The following is a 15,163-nucleotide window of genomic DNA, read 5'->3' as shown; positions in this document are numbered from 1 at the left end:
GCCGCGTCACGCCAGCGCGGCGTCGATCGCGGCGCGGGCGTGGAGCGCGGTGGTGTCGAACAGCGGCACCGCGCTGTCCTGCGCATCGAGCAGCAGCATGATCTCGGTACAGCCAAGGATGATCGCCTGCGCACCGGCGGCCACCAGCCGCGCGATCACCGCACGATAGGCATCGCGCGACGCCGGCGAGACGATGCCGGCGATCAGTTCGTCGTAGATGATGCGATGTACGGTCGCGCGATCCTCCGTCGGCGGCACGATCACCTCCAGCCCGTGCCGATCGCGCAACCGCCCGCGATAGAAATCCTGCTTCATCGTGAAGGCGGTGCCCAGCAGTCCGACCCGGCTCAGCCCGGCGGCGCGGATCGCCGCGGCGGTGGGATCGGCGATGTGCAGGAGCGGGATTCCGACCGCCGCCTCGATCGCGGGCGCGGTGCGGTGCATCGTGTTGGTGCAGATCAGCAGCAGGTCCGCGCCAGCATCCTCCAGACGCCGCGCCGCATCGATCATCCCTTCGGTCAGCGCGTCCCAGTCGCCGGCATGCTGCAACCGCTCGATCTCGGCGAAGTCGAACGACCATAACAGGCAACGGGCCGAAGCAGTCGGTCCCCACCGGTCGCGCACGCCCTGGTTGAGCAGGCGATAATATTCCGCCGAGCTTTCCCAGCTCATCCCGCCGATCAGCCCCACCATCTTCATGCCGCCGTCTCCCCGCCCACATAGCGCATCGCCACGTCGCATCGCGCATAGCGCGCGCCATAGGTGGCCATGATGTGCGCATCGTGGCGGAAGCCGGCCTTTTCGTAGAGGTGGATCGCCGCCGCGCAGCGCGCATTGGTGAGGAGGTAGAGCGGGTCCGCCCCCATGGCCGTGGCGCGCGCGATCGTGGCGTCGAGCAGGAATTCGCCGGCCTTCAACCCGCGCGCCGACGCGCGCACTCCCATCTTGGTCAGTTCGATGCCGCCATCGCCGTTGCGCTGGAGCGCGCAGGTACCGACGATCCCCAGCCCGTCCGCCTCGACGAACAGGATCGCGCCGCCGCCAGCGATGATCGTGCCGCGCGGATCGTCCAGCACCTGGCGGTCGGTATCTTCCAGCCGGAACATCTCGGTCAGCCATTCGGTGCCGATCGCGCGAAAACGCGGCGCGAGATCGTCGCTATAGTCGCGGATGCGCAGGACCTGCGGCGTCACCCGCGCGGCGAGCAGGTCGAGCGGGGTCGCGGCCAGCGCCGCCTCCACCGCGGCGATGCGATCGAGCAGATCCTGCGCATCGCCACCGCACATCTCGCTGACCGCCTGTTCCACCCGCGGCCACACGATCATCCGCGCGCGCGCCATGACCGCACGCCCGGCATCGGTCAGCGAGGCGGTGCGCCGTCGCTGGTCGGCGCCCGCATCGCTGCGCACGAGGTCCAGCGCCACCAACTGTCCGATCGCGCGCGTGACGCCGGGCTGGCTGATGCCGACCGCCTGCACCAGCTGCCCGATCGTCAGCGGGCGCTCCTCCAGCGCGGCGAGCAGCGGCATATGGGTGGGCTGCACCGGCAGGCCGGCGTCGGCGATCACGCGCGCCGCCCCCGCCTGCATCCGCTCGCCCAGCCGCTTGAGCCGGCTGCCGAGGAAGATGCGTCCGGCTTGCTGGAGGATGTCGGCGGGCATGGTCATTCCTATAACGCGGTATATAACCTTGTATGTCGATCCTTGGCGCCGCGTCAACGCCGGGCGCGATTGTCTCGCGCGCAACGATCTGCTGTATCCGCTGGCATGAAGAGGATGTTCGCCGCGAGTCTGCTCGCGCTTTCCGCCGCCGCCGTCGCCAGCCCCGCCGCGGCGCGCCAGCTCACCATCGCCGACGTGACGATGCTCAGCCGCATCGGGACGCCCACGCTGTCGAAGGACGGCCGCTGGCTGGTCTGGGCGCAGCGCGAGACCGACCTCGCCGCCGACCGCGGGCGATACGATCTGTGGCGGCTCGACCTGTCGGTGCCCGGCGCGCGACCGGTCAGGCTGGCGGCGGACCCCAGGCTGGACGAAAACGATCCGCAGATCGTCGGCACGACCGTCTATTTTGCTGCCGACGATGCGATCTGGTCGGTGCCGGTCACCGGGGGCACGCCGCGTCGGCTGACCGACTTCGCGGGCGGGTTCAACGGCTTCAAGGTAGCGCCGACCGGCGACCGCATCGCCGTCTGGGCTGATCGCAAGCCCGATGCGCCGTCGCTGGAACCGGCGATGGAGAAGAAGGACGCCAACGCCGGTTCCGCGCGCACCTACGATCAGCTCTTCGTGCGGCACTGGGACACATGGGCCGACGGCAACCGGTCGCAGCTGTTCGTCCTGCCGCTGACCGCCGCGGGCGCGCGCGGCAATGGCGTGGCGGTCGCCCGTCCGCTGGTCGGCGATACTCCGTCCAAGCCGTTCGGCGGCGCGGAGGAGGTGGCGTGGGCGCCGGACGGCAAGATGCTCTATTTCGCGCTGCGCCAGGCGGGGCGGATCGAACCGACGTCGACCAACCTCGACATCTGGTCGACCTTCGCCGACGGCAGCGCGACGCCGACCAACCTGACCAAGTTCAACGAGGCGACCGATACCCAGCCCAGCGTGTCGCCCGATGGACGCAAGCTGGCCTATCTGGCGATGCGGCGCCCCGGCTATGAGTCCGACCGTTACGTCCTGACGATCCGCGATCTCGCCACCGGCAAGCTCACGTCGCTGACCGAGCGGTGGGACCGGTCGGTCGGGTCGATCCAATGGGCGCCCGACTCGCGCTCGCTCTACGTCACCGCGGAGGATACGCAGGAGGTGCCGCTGTTCCGCGTCGATGCGACGACGGGGCAGGCGACGCGGCTGACGCAGGCGGGGCATGTCTCCGCGGTCGCGGTGGGGCCGAAGGGCGTCGTGGTCGCGATCGACAGCCTGACTGCGCCGGCCGATTTCTATCGCGTCGCGGGTACCGGCGCGCCGCAGCGGCTGACGGAGGTCAACGCCGCGAAGCTGGCCGGCATCGACATGCCGACGGTCGAGCGGTTCAGCTTCAAGGGCGCTAACAACGACACCGTCTGGGGCTATGCGGTGCGCCCGGTCGGCGTCGCGGGGAAGCTGCCGATCGCCTATATGGTGCATGGCGGACCGCAGGGGTCGAACACCAACGGCTGGTCGTATCGCTGGAACTCGGCGGTGTTCGCGAGCGCGGGCTATGCTCTGGTCGCGGTCGATTTCCACGGTTCGACCGGATACGGGCAGGCGTTTACCGACGCGATCCGCAACAATTGGGGCGGCTGGCCGCTGGAAGATCTCCAGAAGGGCCTCGCGGCTGCGACGACCAGGTTCGACTGGCTCGACGGTGATCGCGCCTGTGCGCTGGGCGCCAGCTACGGCGGCTATATGATGAATTGGATCGAGGGGCGCTGGCCCGATCGCTTCAAGTGCATCGTCCAGCACGACGGCGTCTTCGACGCGCGCGCCATGGCGTATGAGACCGAGGAATTGTGGTTCGACGAGTGGGAACACGGCGGCAAGGCCTATTACGAGGACCCCGACGCGTTCGAGAAGTGGAACCCGGTGAACCACGTCGCCAGATGGAAGACGCCGATGCTGGTCATCACCGGCGAGAAGGATTTCCGCATCCCCTATACGCAGGGGTTGGCGGCGTTCACCGCGCTCCAGCGGCGCGACATCCCGTCGCGACTGCTGGTGTTCCCCAACGAGAACCATTGGGTGCTGAAGCCGAAGAACTCGCGCCAATGGTATGGCGAGGTGATCGGGTGGATGGATCGCTGGACGAAGGGCGCGCAATAACGTCATGCCAGCGCAGGCTGGCATCTCTCGCGGCATGAGACCCCAGCTTTCGCCGGGGTGACGAGGGGTGTGTCAGTGGCTATGCGCACCCCATGACCGAACTCGCCAAGACCTTCGACCCCGCCGCGATCGAATCCAGATGGTACGCCCATTGGGAGGAGAACGGCCTGTTCCACCCCGATCGCCCGGGCGCGGAGCCGTGGACGATCGTCAACCCGCCGCCCAACGTGACGGGCTCGCTCCACATCGGCCACGCGCTGGACAATACCCTTCAGGACATCCTGACACGTCACGCACGGCTGAAGGGCAAGGATGCGCTCTGGGTGGTCGGCACCGACCATGCCGGCATCGCGACGCAGATGGTGGTCGAACGCCAGATGGCGCTCCACCAGCAGAAGCGCACCGACTTCACCCGCGACGAATTCGTCGCCAAGGTGTGGGAATGGAAGGCGGAAAGCGGCGGGCAGATCACGCGCCAGCTGCGCCGGCTGGGCTGTTCGATGGACTGGGCCAACGAGCGGTTCACGATGGACGAGGGCTTCAGCAAGGCGGTGCTGAAGGTGTTCGTCGAGCTCTACAATCAGGGGCTGCTCTACCGCGACAAGCGACTGGTCAACTGGGATCCAGGGCTGGGCACCGCGATCAGCGACCTGGAGGTGGAAACGCGCGAGGTCGCGGGCAAATTCTGGCATCTGTCCTATCCGCTGGAGGACGGCAGCGGGACGATCGAGGTGGCGACGACGCGGCCCGAGACGATGCTGGCCGATATGGCGGTCGCGGTGAATCCCGAGGATGCGCGCTACACCGCGCTGATCGGCAAGAAGGTGCGGCTGCCGATCACCGGACGCCTGATCCCGATCGTGGCGGACGAACATGCCGATCCGGCGCTGGGATCGGGCGCGGTGAAGATCACGCCGGGTCATGACTTCAACGACTTCGAGGTCGGCCGCCGCGCCGGGATCGAGGCGCGCGACATGCTCAACATGCTCGATGCGAAGGCCGCCATCTGTCAGACCGCCGACGGGCTGATCCCCGCCGATCTGATCGGCCTGGACCGTTTCGCCGCGCGCAAGGAGATCGTCGCGCGGCTGGAGGCGGCGGGCGCGCTGGTCCGCATCGAGGATCGCACGATCCAGACGCCCTATGGCGACCGCTCCGGCGTGGTGATCGAGCCGTGGCTGACCGACCAATGGTATGTCGACGCGGCGACGCTGGCGAAGCCTGCGATCGAGGCGGTGCGGTCGGGTGCGATCCAGCTCGTGCCCAAGACGTGGGAGAAGACCTACTTCAACTGGATGGAGAACATCCAGCCGTGGTGCGTGTCGCGGCAATTGTGGTGGGGGCACCGCATCCCGGCATGGTTCGCCGACGACGGGCGCGTGTTCGTGGCCGAAACCGCGGAGGAAGCGCAGGCGCTGGCGGGCGAGGGCGTCGCGCTGGCGCAGGATCCCGACGTGCTGGATACGTGGTTCTCCAGCGCGCTCTGGCCGTTCGCGACGCTGGGGTGGCCGGAAACGGATAAGCCCTCTCCCCTGCGGGGAGAGGGTCGGGGTGAGGGGCCGGTGTCTTACCGAGAGGCAGCGCTCGCGGCGGCCCCTCACCCAAACCCTCTCCCCGCAGGGGAGAGGGCTTCCCACGCCCCCCAACTCGGTGGCCGCTACCCCAACGACGTCCTCATCTCCGGCTTCGACATCCTGTTCTTCTGGGATGCGCGGATGATGATGCAGGGGCTGCACTTCATGAAGGACGTGCCGTTCCGCACGCTCTATCTCCACGGTCTGGTGCGCGCGGCGGACGGGGCGAAGATGTCCAAGTCCAAGGGCAATACCGTCGATCCGCTGGGCCTGATCGACCAATATGGCGCCGACGCGCTGCGCTTCTTCATGGCGGCGATGGAAAGCCAGGGCCGCGACATCAAGATGGATGAGAAGCGGGTCGAGGGCTATCGCAACTTCGCGACGAAGCTGTGGAACGCCAGCCGCTTCGCGCAGGCCAATGGGATCGGCGGTTCGGACACGCTGGAGCCGCCCGCCGCGACGCTGGCGGTCAACAAGTGGATCGTGGCGGAGACGGTGGCCACGGTGCAGGCGGTCGACCTCGCGCTTGCCGACTATCGCTTCGATGCCGCGGCCAACGCGATCTACCAGTTCGTGTGGAGCCGGTTCTGCGACTGGTATCTGGAACTCATCAAGGGCGCGATCGACGCCGAGACGAAGGCGGTGGCGGGCTGGGTGCTCGACCAGATCCTCGTGCTGCTCCATCCGTTCATGCCGTTCATCACCGAAGAATTGTGGCACGCGCTCGCACCGCGAGAGCACGACCTGATCGTCGCGCAATGGCCGATGCCGGATGCGCGCGCGCTCGACCCCGCGGCCTCGCGCGAGGTGGAGCGGCTGATCGAGCTGGTCGAGGGCGTTCGCGCCGCGCGGGCTGAACTCAACGTGCCGCCCGGTGCGAAGATCGCACTCCACACCGGCGCGGGCAGCGTGCCGGAGGCGATCGCCCCGTATGTCGAGCGGCTGGCGCGCGTCACTCTGGCGTCGGGGGAGGCGAGCGGTGCGCGCGCGCCGATCCTGTGGGGCGCGGATACGTTCGCGCTGGCGCTGGACGGCGTGATCGACCTCGACGCCGAACGCGCGCGGCTGACCAAGTCGCTGGCGGCGGCGCAGAAGGAGCGCGACGCGCTGGCCGGGCGGCTGGGCAATCCCAGCTTCGTCGAGCGCGCCAAGCCCGAGGCGGTCGAGAAGGCGCGTGCCGATCATGCCGAAAAGGCGGCGGATGCGGAGCGGTTCGCGACGGCGCTGGCGCGGTTGGGGTAGGCCATTCGTCATTCCCGCGCAGGCGGGAATGTGGATTCACGTTTGAAGTGCACCGGTTGAGGCTTGGAGAAATGCCTCGGCGGGGGTTTGGAAGTCGAGGCATTTTCTGGGCGTGTCGTTGAGCCGCTGGGCATAGGCACGCAATTGTGCGGGCGAGAGGTTGTCGAGGTTGGCCTTGCGGGGCAGGAAGCGTCGCAAGCGACCGATGGTGTTCTCGATGCCGCCTTTCTGCCAGGGGCTGCGCACGTCGCAGAAGAAGGTCTGCAGGCCGAGGTGATGCAGGCGCTGATGCTCGGCAAACTCTGTTCCGTTGTCGAAGCTGATGGTGCGGCGGAGCACCTGTGGAACGTCGCGGAGTTGGCGTTCGATGCGCTGTGCGGTGATCGCTGCTTTGCGCGTGGGCGGGTGGTCGAGCAGGGTGAAGCGGGTGGTGCGCTCGTGCAGGACGAGGATGTTGTGGCCGTAGGCGGCGAACAGCATGTAGTCGGCTTCCCAGTGACCGGGCTGCTGGCGCGTCGTCGCCTCGGCCGGGCGCTCGGTGAGGGGGCGGCGCTGGCGGATGAAGCTGGCCGGGCTGCCGCCCTGCATGCGGTACCGACCGCGCCGGGACTTGGCGCGGGGCAGCAGGCGGTGCCAGTAATCCTTCTGGCCTGAGCGATGATAGACGAAGCGGTAGATTGACTCGTGGCTGATGACGGTGCGACCCGTCTCGCGCGCCAGCCGGCCGGCGATCTGCTCGGGCGAATGTCCCATCGCAAGGCTTTGCCTCACCTGGTCCCGCAGGTCCGGTTGGCGCACCAGCTTGAAGCGGCAGTCCCATCGTCGTCGCCGCTGCGCCAGTTCGTGCGCGCGCGCTGGCGCATAGCCGCCAGGCCAGGCCCTGGTCGCACGGCTGTTGCGACTTACCTCTCGGCTGACCGTCGTGTGGCAGCGCCCGATCGCCGCGCCGATCCGCCGCGATGACCAGCCCGCCTCCCGAAGCCGCGCAATCTCCATCCGCTCGTCAAGGCCGAGCTGCCTGTAGCTGTGTCCCATCGCGCCACCACCCTATCGGTGGTGCACTTCTTTCGTGAGTCCGGGGAATCCATAAACGCTGCCGTCGCGAGTCCGTCGACGACCTGCGCGTATGGATCCCCGCCTTCGCGGGGATGACGAGGTAAGTGTGCAAACGGGTAGGGGCTGTTCCGCGGTCGCATCTTCCGCCACATCTGGAACAAACGACGCCACCGGGGGATGAAGCGCGCATGTCGGACGAATCCGTTCCCCTTGCCTCGCGGCATCGCGGGCAGCGCGACCTGACCGTGGGGCCGATCGGGCCGACGCTGCTCGCCTTCGCGCTGCCGACGCTGGGGTCGAACATCCTGCAATCGCTCAACGGCTCGATCAACACGATCTGGGTCGGGCGTTTCCTGGGCGAGGATGCGCTGGCGGCGACCAGCAACGCCAATATCATCATGTTCCTGATGTTCGGCATGGTCTTCGGCTTCGGCATGGCGGCGACGATCCTGGTCGGGCAGAGCTGGGGGCGGCACGACCACGACGGCGCCAAGCGCGCGTTCGGCTCCGCGATCGGGCTGGTGCTGATCGGATCCGTGCTGACCGCGGTCGCCGGCTATGTCTTCGCGCCTCAGATCCTGACGCTGCTCGCCACCCCGGGGCGCGCCTATGATGAGGCGCTGACCTATCTGCGCGTCATCTTCCTGGGCCTGCCGCCGTCGATGCTGCTGGTGCTGATGTTCATGGGGCTGCGCGGGATCGGCGATTCGCTGACGCCGTTGTGGTTCATGGGCGTGTCGGTGGTGCTGGACGCGGGGCTGAACCCGGTGCTGATCCTGGGGCTGGGTCCGGCGCCGCAGCTGGGGATCGCGGGGTCCGCGCTCGCGACGCTGATCGCCAATGTCGTCGCCTGCGGGGCGCTGGTGCTCTACATCCGCTGGCGCGACCTGCCGCTACGGCTGGCGGGGCGGGAGATCGGCTATATCGTCCCCGATCGCCAGCTTGTGGGCACGATCCTGTCGAAGGGATTGCCGATCGGCGCCCAGATGCTGGTCATCTCCGGCGCCGGCCTCGCGATGGTGGGGCTGGTCAACCGGCACGGCGTCGACGTCACTGCCGCTTATGGCATCACGCAGCAGCTATGGACCTATGTCCAGATGCCCGCGATGGCGATCGGCGCGGCGGTCAGCGCGATGGCGGCGCAGAATATCGGCGCACGCCGCTGGGACCGGGTCAGCGCGATCACGCGATCGGGCATCCTCTTCAACGTGGCCATCACCGGCAGCGTCATCGCCGCCGCGCTGATCTTCGACCGCGCGCTGCTGATGCTATTCGTGCCCGAGGGCAGCGCGGTGCTGCCGATCGCACAGCATATCAACACGATCGCCACCTGGGGCTTCGTGCTGTTCGGCGCGACGATGGTGCTGTTCGGCACGGTGCGCGCCAATGGCGCGGTCTGGGGGCCGCTCGCGATCCTGTTCCTGTCGATGTTCCCGGTGCGGCTCGGGATCGCGGTGCTGCTGCGCCCGATGCTGGGAGCGGATTCGCTGTGGTGGAGCTTTCCCGCCGGGTCGGCGACCACGGTGACGCTGGCGGCGCTCTATTATGCGCGCGGCACATGGCGGAAGGGCGCGCTGATCGTGCCCGACGAGCATGAGTGCGAGGAACGCAGCCATGCCGATATCGAGCCGGCGGGATCGGTGAAGCCGGCGGGGTGATGGGCGAGAAAACTAACCCCTCCCCTTCAGGGGAGGGGTTGGGGTGGGGCAGTCACGAGCCATGAGCGTCGGTCTCGGTGAGACGTCCCCCACCCCCTACCCCTCCCCTGAAGGGGAGGGGCTCAAAATCCCATTACCGTCCGGCAGGCACCATCACCTCGATAACGCCCGCCGCGACATGCGCCGTCACCGGGGTATGCGCCAGCACCTCGCCGTCGATCGAGATGGGCAGCGGCGGGTCGGTGCGGACCTTGATCGACGTGCCGGAGAAGCTGACCGTGTCATGGTGCCGCTCCTTGCGCCCGAGGAAGTTGAAGAACCAGTTCTTCACCAGCCGCCGCTTGTAATGCCCGCGCACCGCCTGCACCACGATCCGCCCCGACGTGACCGAGGCGTCGTCGACCAGCCAGGTGCCGCCATGATACGGCCCGTTGGAGATGCGCACCTCCACCACGCGGAGCCTCTTCTCCCCGGACCCATCGTCGACGAACAGCGTGAACGGCTTGAACCGCCCCAACTGATACCCCGCCCAGCCGAGATAGCCGACGCGCCCCAGCACCTTCTTCAATCCGTGCGGCACCGTCTCGGCGATCTGCGGACTCAACCCCATCGCGGCGCAATTGGCGAAATAGTCCTCGTCGATCATCCCCAGGTCGATCCGCTTGGGCACGCCGCTCGCGAATACGTCGATCGCGCCATCCACGTCGAGCGGCAGCCCCAGCGTGCGCGCGAAGCTGTTCGCCGTTCCCAGCGGCAGCACGCCAAGGATGACGTCATGACCCACCAGCAGGTCGACCAGCCCGCTGATCGTCCCGTCGCCGCCACCCAGGATCACCAGTTGCGGCTTCTTCTCCAGCGCCTTGCGTACCGTGCGGTCGAGATGCTCGGGATTCTTCACCGCATAGGCATCGACCTTGAACGGCAGGTCGCGCAGCCGGCGGCAGGCGCGGCGGAACAGCTTTCGCCCTTTCCGCGACTTGGCGTTGACGATCAGGGCGGCGGCGGTGATCTCGGTCATGCGCGCCCAACGCGCGGAGGCGCGTTTCGCTGCCGTAACGCTTGCACCCGCGCGCGCGATGCGGGAAATGCCGTGGCATGACCGCCGCCTATCCCGCATTGCGCCTGCGCCGCACCCGCGCGCATGGCTGGAGCCGCCGTCTCCATGCCGAGAACGTGCTGACCGCCGCCGACCTCATCTGGCCGCTGTTCGTGACCGAGGGGCAGGGGGTGGAGGAGCCGATCGCGACGCTGCCCGGCGTGTCGCGCTGGTCGGTCGATGCGGTGGTGGCGCGCGCGCGCGAGGCGCGCGATCTGGGCATCGCCTGTCTCGCCCTGTTCCCCAATACGCAGCGCGAACGCCGCAGCGACGATGGCGCCGAGGCGCTGAACCCCGACAATCTGATGTGCCGCGCGATCCGCGCGATCAAGGAGGCGGTGCCCGACATCGGTGTGCTGACCGACGTCGCGCTCGACCCCTATACCGCGCATGGCCATGACGGGCTGGTCGATGCGAACGGCTATGTCATGAACGATGCCACGGTCGAGGTGCTGATCGAACAGAGCCTCAACCAGGCGCGCGCCGGCGCCGACATCATCGCGCCCAGCGACATGATGGACGGCCGCGTCGGGCTGATCCGCAGCGCGCTGGAACGCGATGGCCATATCAACGTCCAGCTCATGGCCTATGCCGCCAAATATGCCAGCGCCTTCTATGGCCCGTTCCGCGATGCGGTGGGCAGCCGCGGGCTGCTGAAGGGCGACAAGACGACCTATCAGATGGACCCGGCCAATGCGGAGGAGGCGCTGCGCGAGGTCGCGCTCGACCTCGCCGAGGGGGCGGACAGCGTGATGGTGAAGCCCGGGCTGCCCTATCTCGACATCGTGCGCCGCGTGAAGGATCGCTTCGAAGTCCCTGTCTTCGCGTATCAGGTGTCCGGCGAATATGCGATGATCGAGGCCGCGGTGGCGGCGGGCGCGGCGGATCGCGACGCGATGGTGCTGGAGACGCTGCTGGCGTTCAAGCGTGCCGGCTGCTCGGGCGTGCTGACCTATCATGCGGCGCATGCCGCACGCCTGCTGGCGGCATGATCGAGACCGCGCGCCTTGTTCTCCGGCCGTGGATCGAATCGGATAAGCCGGCGCTGTACGCGATGTGGGCGGACCCGCTCGTCATGGCGGAGCTGGGCGGCGTCGTGGGCCGTGCCGGCGGGGATGCCAATCTGGCGCGCCACGACAGCTATGCGCCGCTCGGTTTTCAGGTGGCGGCGCGGCGGGAGGATGGTGCGGTGCTGGGCTTCGTCGGATTGAAGCCCGGTGCGGCGAACACGCCGATCGCGGGCGGGCTTGAGATCGGCTGGGTGCTGGCGCGAGATCATTGGGGTGGTGGCTATGCGCGCGAGGCGGCGTCGGCATGGCTCGGCTGGGCATGGGTACATCGGCCGGAGCCGGAGGTGTTTGCGATCACCAGCCACGCAAACGCCGCCAGCCGTCGACTGATGGAGCGGCTCGGCATGCGTCACGATCCGACGCTCGACTTCGTCCATCCCGATGGCGGGGACAGCGTCACCTATCGCATCGCGCGTCCGGCATGATCGAGACCACGCGCCTCCGCCTGCGCCCGTGGATCGAGGCGGACAAGCCCGCCTTCGTCGCGCTGGTGAACACGCCCGCGATGATGGAGCATTTCGGCGGGGTCGCCGATCCGGCAAGGATCGCCGCGCTGGTCGATGCGCAGATGGCGAACCAGGCCCGTGACGGCCATTGCATGTGGGCGGTCGAGACGCGCGCGGGCGAGCTGGCCGGCATCTGCGGTTTGCGGATCGGCGGCCATGCCGGGACACCGGTGCCGGAGGAGCTGGAGATCGGCTGGCGCATCGGCGAGCGGTGGTGGGGGCAGGGCATCGCGCGCGAGGCGGCGGAGGCGAGCATCGCCTGGGGCTGGGCGAGCACCGCGCGTCGGCGGATCGCCGCCTGGACCAGCCGCGGCAACACGCGCTCCTGGGGGCTGATGACGCGACTGGGGATGGTGCATCGGCCGGAGCTGGACTTCACTCACCCCAATTTCACCGCCGACGATCCGATCGGCGCGATGATCGTCTATACGATCGACCGTCCCGCGTGATCGTCACCGATCGCCTGATCCTGCGTCGCTGGCGGCGCGAGGACATCGCGCCCTTTCATGCGATGGGGCAGGATGCCGAGGTCATGCGCTATCTCGGTCCGCCGGTATCGATGAACGATTGCGTCCGCACGCGCCGCCGCATGAACGCGATCCAGGGCAATCGCGGCCATTCCTTCTGGGCGCTGGAGCGGCGCCGCGACGGCGCCTTCATCGGCTTCTGCGGGTTGATGCCCGGCACCCCGCCGATCGACGGCGAGGTGGAGATCGGGTGGCGTCTCGCCCGCTCAGCCTGGGGGCAGGGGCTGGCGCTGGAGGCGGCGCGCACCAGCCTGGAATGGGCATGGGCGCACCTCGACGTACCCGCGATCGTCGGCGTCACCGTCGCCGCCAATCGTCGGAGCCGCGGACTGATGGAGCGGCTGGGCATGACGCGCCTGCACGACGGCGACTTCGATCATCCGGATCTGCCGCCCGGCGATCCGCTGCGTCGGCACCTGCGCTATACCATCGACCGTCCCGCCCGTGCCTGATCGCGGCGCGGTGCGGCCGCTGTTCGTCGTCACGATCCTGACGGGATCGTTCCTGCTGTTCCTGGTCCAGCCGATGATCGCGCGCATCGCGCTCCCCCGGCTGGGCGGTGCGCCCGCGGTGTGGAATTCCGCGATGCTGGTCTATCAGGCGCTGTTGCTGGGCGGCTATGGCTATGCGCACCTGCTCGGCCGGCTGGCACCGCGACGGCAGGGGCAGGTGCATCTCGCGCTGCTGGTGCTCGCCTGCGCGTTCCTGCCGATCGGGCTGAGCGACCGGGCGCTGCCCGCGGATGCCGAGCCGGCGCTATGGGTGCCGTGGCTGTTCGCGCTGTCGATCGGGCCGCTGTTCTTCGCGGTGTCGGCGCAGGCGCCGCTGGTGCAGCGCTGGTTCGCGGTGGTGCGCCCGGGCGGCGACCCGTATCCGCTGTACGCCGCGTCCAACCTGGGCAGTTTCGCCGGGCTGATCGCCTTTCCGCTGCTGGTCGAGCCGACGCTGGCGGTGACGCAGCAGCGCTGGCTGTGGAGCGCGGGCTATCTCTGGCTGCTGCTGCTGACCGCCGCGGCGGCGCTGCTGTTGCCGCGGGATGGGGTGGCGACCGTCGAGCAGGCGCGCGATCCGGCGCCGGCACGGTCGCGCGTGGCGCTGTGGATCGCGCTGGGGCTGGTGCCGTCGGGGCTGATGCTGGCGACCTCCACCTTCATCAGCACCGATCTGGTCGCGATGCCGCTGCTGTGGGTGATCCCGCTGGCGCTCTACCTGCTCAGCTTCTCGATCGCCTTCGCCGCGCGTCGCGGATTGGCGGACACGCTGACCACCGCGGCGCCGGTCACGATCCTGCTGTTCGGCGGGATCATGATGGGCGGCTTCACGGAGACGCCGACGCTGACCGTCGTCATGTCGCTGGTGCTGCTGTTCATGGTCTCGGTCGCGCTGCACACGCGACTGTACCGGCTGCGCCCGGAGCCGGCGCGACTGACCGGCTTCTACCTCGCCATGTCCACCGGCGGGGCTTTGGGCGGGGTGCTGGCCGGGCTGGTGGCGCCGGCGCTGTTCGACTGGACGTGGGAATATCCGCTGCTGGTGCTGGGCGCGGGGCTGCTGGTGCCGCAGACCTATCTGACCGGCGGGTTGCGCGCCTGGTGGCATCGCCCCGGGTCGCGGGGCGCGGCGGTCGCGGTGACGGTGCTGGCGCTGGCGATCACGCTGGCGCTCTATGCGGCGCAGCCCGGCGGATTGCGCATCGTGCGGCATACCACCGCCACCTTCGCGATCCTGTCGGTGATCGGGCTGGCGACGCTGGGCGCGCGGCTACCCTATATGCTGGTGCTGGGCAGCGCGCTGCTGCTGTTCGGCGGTGCGCGTTCGCTGTCGCTGTCGATGGAGCCGGGCGCGCGGCTGCGCAGCTATTTCGGCGTCTACACCGTCGCGCAGGAACCGGCGCGGCGGACGCTGATCCACGGCACCACGCTCCATGGCGTCCAGCTGACCGGCAGCGACGCGCGCGAGCGGACGCCGACCACCTATTACACCCCCGGCTCGGGTGTGGGGCGCGCGATGCTCGCCGCGCCGGCGCTGTTCGGCGCGGGCGCGCGGATCGGCGTCGTCGGACTGGGGACGGGGACGCTCGCCTGTTATGCGCAGCCGGGGCAGCGCTGGACCTTCTACGAGATCGATCCGGCGATGGCGCAGCTGTCGCGCCACCGCCGCTTCACCTTCCTCTCGCACTGTGCGCCGGCGGCGCGGATCGTGCTGGGCGACGCGCGACTGTCGCTGGAGCGCCAGCCGCCCGCCAGCCTCGATCTGCTCGCGCTCGACGCTTTCTCCTCCGATGCGGTGCCGATGCACCTGCTGACGCGCGAGGCGTTCGCGGGCTATGCGCGCGTGCTGTCGCCGCGCGGGGTGCTGGCGGTGCATATCTCCAACCGCTTCATCGACCTGCGCCCTGTCGTGGCCGCGGCGGCGCAGGCGGGCGGGTGGCAGGCGATGATCCTCAACCACATGCCCTCAACGCTGGAGGAATCGGCATCGCCGTCGATGTGGATCGTCATGACGCGCGATCCGGAAAGCTACGCGCTGATCGCGCTCGACGGCGGCCGGTGGAAGCCGCTGCGCCGCCGCCCCGGCTTCGCCGCATGGACCGACGATGCCGCGACGATCCTGCCGTTGCTGAAATTCTGA

General features: G+C 68.8%; 12 protein-coding genes. 8 read left to right on the top strand and 4 right to left on the bottom strand.

Going from position 1 to position 15,163, the window contains the following annotated elements; all coding sequences use genetic code 11:
* Positions 1-6: 6 nt before the first annotated feature.
* On the bottom strand, positions 7-699 hold the full coding sequence (locus PGN14_RS11060) for an aspartate/glutamate racemase family protein (RefSeq protein ID WP_335299569.1): 693 nt from the start codon (positions 697-699) through the stop codon (positions 7-9).
* Entirely contained in the window at positions 696-1,661 is a 966-nt protein-coding gene (locus PGN14_RS11055; RefSeq protein WP_335299568.1) for a bifunctional helix-turn-helix transcriptional regulator/GNAT family N-acetyltransferase, read from the bottom strand. Before PGN14_RS11055 ends, PGN14_RS11060 begins: the two co-directional genes overlap by 4 nt.
* A gap of 105 nt (positions 1,662-1,766) precedes the next feature.
* Here PGN14_RS11055 and PGN14_RS11050 point away from each other — a divergent pair, with 105 nt between their 5' ends.
* Together PGN14_RS11050 and PGN14_RS11045 are read left to right on the top strand one after the other, a co-directional pair.
* Positions 1,767-3,800 carry a S9 family peptidase gene (locus PGN14_RS11050; RefSeq protein ID WP_335299567.1) on the top strand — a complete coding sequence of 678 codons (2,034 nt, stop codon included), beginning with the start codon at positions 1,767-1,769 and terminating at the stop codon, positions 3,798-3,800.
* Positions 3,801-3,892: 92 nt separating this feature from the next.
* Positions 3,893-6,619 carry a valine--tRNA ligase gene (locus tag PGN14_RS11045; RefSeq protein WP_335299566.1) on the top strand — a complete coding sequence of 909 codons (2,727 nt, stop codon included), beginning with the start codon at positions 3,893-3,895 and terminating at the stop codon, positions 6,617-6,619.
* 36 nt (positions 6,620-6,655) lie between these two features.
* On the opposite strand, the gene PGN14_RS11040 is transcribed toward PGN14_RS11045, so the two are convergent.
* Positions 6,656-7,654 carry an IS30 family transposase gene (locus tag PGN14_RS11040; RefSeq protein ID WP_335297500.1) on the bottom strand — a complete coding sequence of 333 codons (999 nt, stop codon included), beginning with the start codon at positions 7,652-7,654 and terminating at the stop codon, positions 6,656-6,658.
* 209 nt (positions 7,655-7,863) lie between these two features.
* Between PGN14_RS11040 and PGN14_RS11035 the strand changes: the two genes are divergently transcribed.
* Positions 7,864-9,333, top strand: a complete 1,470-nt coding sequence (locus PGN14_RS11035) for an MATE family efflux transporter (RefSeq protein ID WP_335299565.1) — start codon at positions 7,864-7,866, stop codon at positions 9,331-9,333.
* Positions 9,334-9,466: 133 nt separating this feature from the next.
* Here the strand turns inward: PGN14_RS11035 and PGN14_RS11030 are convergent, their stop codons facing one another.
* Complete coding sequence (locus PGN14_RS11030) at positions 9,467-10,351, bottom strand: diacylglycerol/lipid kinase family protein (protein ID WP_335299564.1); 885 nt, start codon at positions 10,349-10,351, stop codon at positions 9,467-9,469.
* 77 nt (positions 10,352-10,428) lie between these two features.
* Between PGN14_RS11030 and hemB the strand changes: the two genes are divergently transcribed.
* From hemB to PGN14_RS11005, 5 genes are read left to right on the top strand one after another with little or no spacing between them, the layout of a single operon-like run.
* Entirely contained in the window at positions 10,429-11,421 is a 993-nt protein-coding gene (hemB, locus tag PGN14_RS11025) for a porphobilinogen synthase (protein WP_335299563.1), read from the top strand.
* Entirely contained in the window at positions 11,418-11,924 is a 507-nt protein-coding gene (locus PGN14_RS11020) for a GNAT family N-acetyltransferase (protein ID WP_335299562.1), read from the top strand. Before hemB ends, PGN14_RS11020 begins: the two co-directional genes overlap by 4 nt.
* On the top strand, positions 11,921-12,454 hold the full coding sequence (locus PGN14_RS11015) for a GNAT family N-acetyltransferase (protein WP_335299561.1): 534 nt from the start codon (positions 11,921-11,923) through the stop codon (positions 12,452-12,454). The genes PGN14_RS11020 and PGN14_RS11015 overlap by 4 nt, the downstream gene beginning before the upstream one ends.
* Complete coding sequence (locus PGN14_RS11010; protein ID WP_335299560.1) at positions 12,451-12,984, top strand: GNAT family N-acetyltransferase; 534 nt, start codon at positions 12,451-12,453, stop codon at positions 12,982-12,984. The genes PGN14_RS11015 and PGN14_RS11010 overlap by 4 nt, the downstream gene beginning before the upstream one ends.
* The gene (locus tag PGN14_RS11005; protein ID WP_335299559.1) at positions 12,977-15,163 is read left to right on the top strand and encodes a spermidine synthase; all 2,187 of its coding nucleotides are present in this window, start codon (positions 12,977-12,979) and stop codon (positions 15,161-15,163) included. The genes PGN14_RS11010 and PGN14_RS11005 overlap by 8 nt, the downstream gene beginning before the upstream one ends.

This window comes from Sphingomonas adhaesiva, from assembly GCF_036946305.1.
In the GTDB taxonomy this organism is placed as follows: domain Bacteria; phylum Pseudomonadota; class Alphaproteobacteria; order Sphingomonadales; family Sphingomonadaceae; genus Sphingomonas; species Sphingomonas adhaesiva_B.
Note: the sequence above shows the minus strand (reverse complement) of the source record. Positions and strands in the feature narration are given on the sequence as shown.

Bases quoted from the DNA above. Each gene is read 5' to 3' on its own strand.
- PGN14_RS11055 (WP_335299568.1), bottom strand. From the start codon at position 1,661: ATGCCCGCCGACATCCTCCAGCAAGCCGGACGCATCTTCCTCGGCAGC.
- PGN14_RS11040 (WP_335297500.1), bottom strand. From the start codon at position 7,654: ATGGGACACAGCTACAGGCAGCTCGGCCTTGACGAGCGGATGGAGATT.
- PGN14_RS11060 (WP_335299569.1), bottom strand. From the start codon at position 699: ATGAAGATGGTGGGGCTGATCGGCGGGATGAGCTGGGAAAGCTCGGCG.
- PGN14_RS11050 (WP_335299567.1), top strand. From the start codon at position 1,767: ATGAAGAGGATGTTCGCCGCGAGTCTGCTCGCGCTTTCCGCCGCCGCC.
- PGN14_RS11020 (WP_335299562.1), top strand. From the start codon at position 11,418: ATGATCGAGACCGCGCGCCTTGTTCTCCGGCCGTGGATCGAATCGGAT.
- PGN14_RS11045 (WP_335299566.1), top strand. From the start codon at position 3,893: ATGACCGAACTCGCCAAGACCTTCGACCCCGCCGCGATCGAATCCAGA.
- PGN14_RS11015 (WP_335299561.1), top strand. From the start codon at position 11,921: ATGATCGAGACCACGCGCCTCCGCCTGCGCCCGTGGATCGAGGCGGAC.
- PGN14_RS11030 (WP_335299564.1), bottom strand. From the start codon at position 10,351: ATGACCGAGATCACCGCCGCCGCCCTGATCGTCAACGCCAAGTCGCGG.
- PGN14_RS11035 (WP_335299565.1), top strand. From the start codon at position 7,864: ATGTCGGACGAATCCGTTCCCCTTGCCTCGCGGCATCGCGGGCAGCGC.
- hemB (WP_335299563.1), top strand. From the start codon at position 10,429: ATGACCGCCGCCTATCCCGCATTGCGCCTGCGCCGCACCCGCGCGCAT.